We start from the raw sequence: 6,419 nt of genomic DNA on the forward strand, positions 1-6,419 counted from the left end.
CCCGGGAGTCCTGACACCGACGAGAAGGCACATTGCCGTGAAGATGCGCAACCAGTGGCCGGTCCTGCCCGTAGTGGCAGGGCTGGCCTCCGGGCTTTTGACGGGCTGCGGAGCCGACAGCGGCGATTCCGGAGGAACCGGATCCTCCGTCGTCATGGGAATGTCGGACGACGTGCTGGCCACCGACCCGGCCTCCGGTTACGACCCGGGGTCCTGGCTGCTGTTCAACAACGTCTTCCAATCGCTGCTCAGCTTCCCCAACGGGGGGACCGAGCCCGAGCCGGAGGCCGCCGAGTCGTGCGGGTTCACCGACACCTCGACCAAGGTCTACAAGTGCACGCTCAAGGACGGCCTGCAGTTCAGCAACGGTGACAAGCTGACCTCCGAGGACGTGAAGTTCTCCTTCGACCGCATGCTCAAGATCAATGACGCCGCGGGCCCGGCGATCATGTTCCCCATGCTGGCGAAGGTGGAGGCGCCGGACGAGAAGACCGTCGTCTTCCGGCTGAAGGTCCCCGACGCCACCTTCCCGAGCAAGATAGCCTCCGGCGCCGGCTCGATCGTCGACCACACCCAGTACGCCGGCGACAAGCTGCGCAAGGACGGCAAGGCGATCGGCTCCGGCCCGTACAAGCTCGACTCCTTCGACAAGGAGAAGGCCGTCTTCTCGGTCAACGACAAGTACAAGGGCACCGCCAAGGTCAAGAACTCCGGCGTGACGCTGAAGTTCTTCCACGGCAACCAGTCCGCGCTGAAGAAGGCCCTCCAGGACGACAAGGTCGACATCGCCTACCGCGGTCTGACCGCCCAGGACGTCGCCGACCTGCAGAACGCCAACAACGACTCCAAGGTCGAGGTCGTCGAGGGCAGCAGCGCCGAGGTCCAGCACCTGGTCTTCAACATGAAGGACCCGGTCGCCGGCAAGCTCGGCGTGCGCAAGGCCATCGCCTACCTGCTCGACCGCGACGCCCTCATCAAGGACGTCTACCAGGGCACGGCCACCCCGCTGTACTCGATCATCCCGGCGGGCATCGCGGGCCACAACACGGCCTTCTTCGACACCTACGGCGCCAGTCCCTCGCCGGCCAAGGCCGCCGACGCGCTGAAGGCCGACGGCATCACCGGCAAGGTGAAGCTGACCCTGTGGTCCACCCCGTCGCGCTACGGCCCGGCCACGGACGAGGAGCTGAAGGCGATCGCCAAGCAGCTCAACGACAGCGGGCTGTTCGAGGCGGACGTGAAGTCCGTGGCCTTCGACCAGTACGAGAAGGACATCGCCAAGGGCAAGTACGGCGTGTACGTGAAGGGCTGGGTGCCGGACTACCCGGACGCCGACAACTTCACCGCGCCGTTCTTCGGCAAGGGCAACGTGCTGAGCAACAACTACAGCAACAACATGATCACCGGCACGCTCATCCCGCGCACCGCCGCCCAGAGCGACCGCTCCGCGACGGACAACGACTACGGCCGGCTCCAGGACATCGTCGCCGACCAGCTGCCGGTCCTCCCGATCTGGCAGGCCAAGCAGTACGCCGTGACCCGGGAGAACGTCTACGGCCTCGAGTACTGCCTGGACGCCTCGACCGTGTTCCGGTTCTGGGAGCTCAGCAAGGACTGAGCGACCGGGCACACGGAGAGATCACACGGAAGAAGGGCGCCCCCACTCGGGGGACGCCCTTCTTCCGTCACGGCTGCGGATGCGGCCGCGGCGCCTACTGCGTGCCGGGACGCACCAGCCCGCTCTCGTACGCGTACACCGCGGCCTGCACACGGTCGCGCAGCCCCAGCTTGGTCAGCACATGGCCGACGTGCGTCTTCACCGTGGTCTCGCTGACGAACAGGTCGGCGGCGATCTCGGCGTTGGACAGCCCGCGCGCCACCAGCTTCAGCACCTCCACCTCGCGGTCGGTGAGGGTGTGCAGCGTGTCGGGGACGGGCTCCTCGCCGGAGGGCAGATGGGTGGCGTACTTGTCGAGCAGCCGCCGGGTGATGCTCGGCGCGAGCATGGCCTCGCCGCCGGCCACCACGCGGATGGCCTGCACCAGTTCGTTGGCCGGCGCGTCCTTCAGCAGGAAGCCGCTGGCGCCCGCGCGCAGCGCCTCCACCACGTACTCGTCGAGGTCGAAGGTGGTCAGCACCAGCACCTTCGCCGGGCCGTCCCGCCCGGGCCCGGTGATCTGCCGGGTCGCCTCCACCCCGTCCATGCGGGGCATGCGGATGTCCATCAGGACCACGTCGGGCTGGAGCGCCCGTACCTGGTCGAGAGCCTGGAGGCCGTCTCCGGCCTCGCCGACGACCGCGATGTCCTGCTCGGCCTCCAGGATCATCCGGAAGCCCGTGCGCAGCAGCGGCTGGTCGTCGACCAGTAGGACGCGGATGGCCACGTAAGTCTCCTTCGCTAGTCCGGCCCCATTCTGCCCTGCGTGACGTCGTCGGACTCGACCACCCTCACCGGCACCGGCCGCACCGCCAGCGGATACGGCGGGGGAGTGCCGCCGAACTCCGGGCAGTGGGCCTGGTGGTCGCACCAGCCGCACAGCTTGGTGGGGCGCGGGCGCCACTCGCCGGACTCCGTCGCCCTGCTGATCGCGTCCCACAGGGCCAGCAGCTTGCGCTCCACGCGCTCCAGGTCGGCGAGGACAGGATCGTAGGTCAGCACGTCACCGCTGCCGAGGTACACCAGCTGCAGCCGCCGCGGCACGACGTTCTTCAGCCGCCACACCACCAGGGCGTAGAACTTCATCTGGAACAGCGCGCCCTCGGCGTACTCGGGGCGGGGCGCCTTGCCCGTCTTGTAGTCGACGATCCGCACCTCGCCCGTGGGCGCCACGTCGACCCGGTCGATGATCCCGCGCAGCGTCAGCCCCGACTCCAGCTCGGTCTCGACGAACAGCTCCCGCTCGACCGGCTCGAGCCGTGTCGGGTCCTCCAGGGTGAACCAGCGCTCGACGAGCTGCTCCGCCTCGCCCAGCCAGCGCGCCAGCCGCTCGCCCTCGGGATCGTCCGCGAACAGCTCCACCACTTCCGGCCTGGTCTCGCGCAACCGGTCCCACTGCCCGGGGATCAGGGACTTGGCGCGCGGCGCTGTCCGGTCCGCGGCCGGGGCGTCGAAGAGGCGCTCCAGCACCGCGTGCACCAGCGTGCCCCGGGTCGCCGCCTCGCTCGGCTTCTCGGGCAGCCGGTCGATCACGCGGAAGCGGTAGAGGAGAGGGCACTGCATGAAGTCGCTGGCCCGCGACGGCGACAGGCTCGCGGGCGCGGCGGCCACCGGCACCCGCCGGCTCGTCCCACCGTCCACGGCCGGCTCCACCGCGACGGCCGGCTCCGCGACGGCCGCCGCCATCGGCTCGGCAACGACCACCGGGTCCACAGCGATCACCGGCCCGGCAGCGATCACCGGGTCCACAGCGACCAGCGGCTCCTCGGCGACCGCCGGCTCCCCGCCCGATCCGGGAACCGGCGCATCGCCCTGCGCCGCACCGCTGCTGTGGGCCTCCGCCAGGCCCTCCGCGCTCGTCTCCATGCCCCAGACCTTACGGCCCGCCACTGACAGTGACCCAGCCAAGCCCGTGACGGGTGCGACGCACGGGAAAACTGAGGGGGTGCCGGGGCGGAACACGCCGCGAGGGCCGCATACCATCGACCCCAGACCCTTCCGCCCGGCAGGCGCGGAAGACGCTTCGAACGAGGGGACATCGTGGACGAGAGCGGCGGGAGCGGGCAGCCGCGGTCCGGCACCGACGAGCCGGCCGAGCACCACGCAGGGCCGGTGGCCCCGGCCGCCCCCTCATCCACCCCGGCCGACGGACGGCCCCCGCAGGCCGCCGAGGCGGAGGACGGCAGCGGGGCCACGGAAAACGACGCCCGTGACAGCTCCCACGGCACCGACCCGGAATCGACCTCTGCGGACGGCCGGGGAAGCGGGAACTCCGCGGACGGACCGGCAGCCGGCAACCCCGCGGACGGACGCCTCGCGTCGGACCACACGGACCACACGGACCACACAGACCACACGGACCACGCGCATCACACGGATCGCGCCCACGCAGATCACGCCGCCCACGCAGATCACACCGCCCACGAACGCACCCTCGCTCACTCCGGCGCCACCGACACCCGCCCGCCCCGGCGCCCAGAGTCCCCCCGCGGGGGGCTGCTGATGGGCCGCCCCTTCGGCGTGCCCGTGTACGTCGCGCCCAGCTGGTTCCTCGTGGCCGCCCTGATCACCTGGGTGTTCGGCGGCCAGCTCGACCGCGTGCTGCCCGAGCTCGGCGCCGCCCGCTATCTCGTCTCCCTCTTCTTCGCGGTCGCCTTCTACGCCTCCGTCCTCGTCCACGAACTGGCCCACACGGTCGCGGCCCTGCGCTTCAAGCTCCCCGTGCGCCGCATCCAGCTCCAGTTCTTCGGCGGCGTCTCCGAGATCGAGAAGGAGGCGGAGACCCCCGGCCGGGAGTTCGTCCTGGCCTTCGTCGGCCCCCTGCTCTCCCTGGTCCTCGCCGGCCTCTTCTACGTCGCCATGCAGCCCGTGGAACCCGGCACCGTCCCCGGCGTGCTGCTGGCCGGCCTGATGGTCTCCAACCTGATCGTCGCCATCTTCAACCTGCTGCCCGGCCTGCCCCTCGACGGCGGCCGCATGCTGCGCGCGGTCGTCTGGAAGATCACCGGCAAGCCCATGTCCGGCACCGTCGCCGCCGCCTGGGTCGGCCGCGCCCTGGCCGTCTCCGTGCTGATCGGCCTCCCGCTGCTCACCCAGTCCGGCGCCCTCGGCTCCACCGCCGAGGACAGCGTCGGCATGGACACCGTCACCGACGCCCTGCTCGCCGCGATCCTCGCCGCCATCATCTGGACCGGCGCCGGCAACAGCCTGCGCATGGCCCGGCTCCGGGAGCACCTGCCGGAGCTGCGCGCCCGTAACCTCACCCGCCGCGCCGTCCCGGTCGAGACCGACACCCCCCTCTCCGAGGCGCTGCGCCGCGCCAACGCCGCGGGCGCGCGCGCCCTGGTCGTCGTCGACCCCGACGGCAACCCGCTCTCCCTGGTGCGCGAGGCCGCCATCGTCGGCGTACCGGAACACCGCCGCCCCTGGGTCGCCGTCAGCGGTCTCGCCCAGGACCTCACCGACGGCATGCGCGTCTCCGCGGAACTGGCGGGGGAGGACCTCCTGGACGTCCTGCGGGCCACCCCGGCCACCGAGTACCTGGTGGTCGAGGAGACCGGTGCGATCTACGGCGTCCTGTCCGCCGCCGACGTCGAGCGGGCCTTCGTGAAGGCCATGGCCCGCCCGTCCTAGGGGTCGTCCCGGTGGTCGGCGGCCCCCGCAAACCCCGGTAGGCTGTTCACATGTCCGAACCGACCGGTGCCGCCCGCAGGCGCGGGCCCTTCAAGGTCGGGGACCAGGTTCAGCTGACCGACCCCAAGGGCCGCCACTACACGTTCACGCTCGAGGCCGGGAAGAACTTCCACACCCACAAGGGTTCCTTCCCGCACGACGAGCTGATCGGCGCTCCCGAGGGCAGCGTTGTCCGCACCACCGGTAACGTCGCCTACCTCGCGCTGCGCCCCCTGCTCCCCGACTACGTCCTGTCCATGCCCCGCGGGGCAGCCGTCGTCTACCCGAAGGACGCGGGGCAGATCCTCGCCTTCGCCGACATCTTCCCGGGCGCGCGCGTCGTGGAGGCCGGTGTCGGCTCCGGCTCGCTCAGCAGCTTCCTGCTGCGTGCCATCGGCGACCAGGGCATGCTGCACAGCTACGAGCGCCGCGAGGACTTCGCGGAGATCGCCCAGCAGAACGTGGAGCGCTACTTCGGCGGCCCGCACCCCGCCTGGCAGCTGACCGTCGGCGACCTCCAGGACAACCTGTCGGACGCCGACGTCGACCGCGTCATCCTCGACATGCTCGCCCCCTGGGAGTGCCTGGAGGCCGTCTCCAAGGCGCTCGTGCCCGGCGGCATCCTGTGCTGCTACGTCGCCACCACCACCCAGCTCGCGCGGACCGTCGAGTCCATCCGCGAGATCGGCTGCTTCAACGAGCCGACCTCCTGGGAGACGATGATCCGCAACTGGCACATCGAGGGCCTGGCCGTCCGCCCGGACCACCGGATGATCGGCCACACCGGCTTCCTCCTCACCGCCCGCCGCCTCGCGGACGGTGTCGAGCCGCCCATGCGCCGCCGCCGCCCCGCCAAGGGCGCCTACGGCGAGGACTACGCCGGTCCCAACGCCGACGGGGGCTCCGGCCGCTAGGGCGGTCCGTGCCGCACTCAACGAACGGGCGCTGGGGGGGGGGGGTCGGGGGGGGGGGGGGGGGGGACCCTGTCTTTCGTTCGGGGCCCCACCCCATTGGTGTCGGGGGGGCGGGGGGGGGCGGGCAAGAAACCCCCCGCGGCCGGGACCGCCGCCGAGGACGCGGACACCGGCGT

Annotated in this window: 5 protein-coding genes; 3 read left to right on the forward strand and 2 right to left on the reverse strand. The window is 71.3% G+C overall.

Going from position 1 to position 6,419, the window contains the following annotated elements; translation table 11 throughout:
* Positions 1–37: 37 nt before the first annotated feature.
* Entirely contained in the window at positions 38–1,618 is a 1,581-nt protein-coding gene (locus ACFU97_RS09695) for an ABC transporter substrate-binding protein (RefSeq protein ID WP_384253256.1), read from the forward strand.
* Between the two features lie 94 nt (positions 1,619–1,712).
* Here the strand turns inward: ACFU97_RS09695 and ACFU97_RS09700 are convergent, their stop codons facing one another.
* Entirely contained in the window at positions 1,713–2,384 is a 672-nt protein-coding gene (locus ACFU97_RS09700; RefSeq protein ID WP_384253259.1) for a response regulator, read from the reverse strand.
* A 14-nt stretch (positions 2,385–2,398) separates the two neighbouring features.
* On the reverse strand, positions 2,399–3,523 hold the full coding sequence (locus ACFU97_RS09705; protein ID WP_384253261.1) for a RecB family exonuclease: 1,125 nt from the start codon (positions 3,521–3,523) through the stop codon (positions 2,399–2,401).
* 174 nt (positions 3,524–3,697) lie between these two features.
* On the opposite strand from ACFU97_RS09705, the gene ACFU97_RS09710 reads away from it, so the two are divergent.
* Both ACFU97_RS09710 and ACFU97_RS09715 read left to right on the forward strand, forming a co-directional pair.
* On the forward strand, positions 3,698–5,290 hold the full coding sequence (locus ACFU97_RS09710; RefSeq protein WP_384253264.1) for a site-2 protease family protein: 1,593 nt from the start codon (positions 3,698–3,700) through the stop codon (positions 5,288–5,290).
* A 50-nt stretch (positions 5,291–5,340) separates the two neighbouring features.
* Positions 5,341–6,243, forward strand: coding sequence for a tRNA (adenine-N1)-methyltransferase (locus ACFU97_RS09715; RefSeq protein WP_384253267.1), 903 nt, complete (start codon positions 5,341–5,343; stop codon positions 6,241–6,243).
* The last annotated feature ends 176 nt before the right edge of the window (positions 6,244–6,419 follow it).

Source organism: Streptomyces sp. NPDC057616 (assembly GCF_042800575.1).
GTDB lineage: Bacteria > Actinomycetota > Actinomycetes > Streptomycetales > Streptomycetaceae > Streptomyces.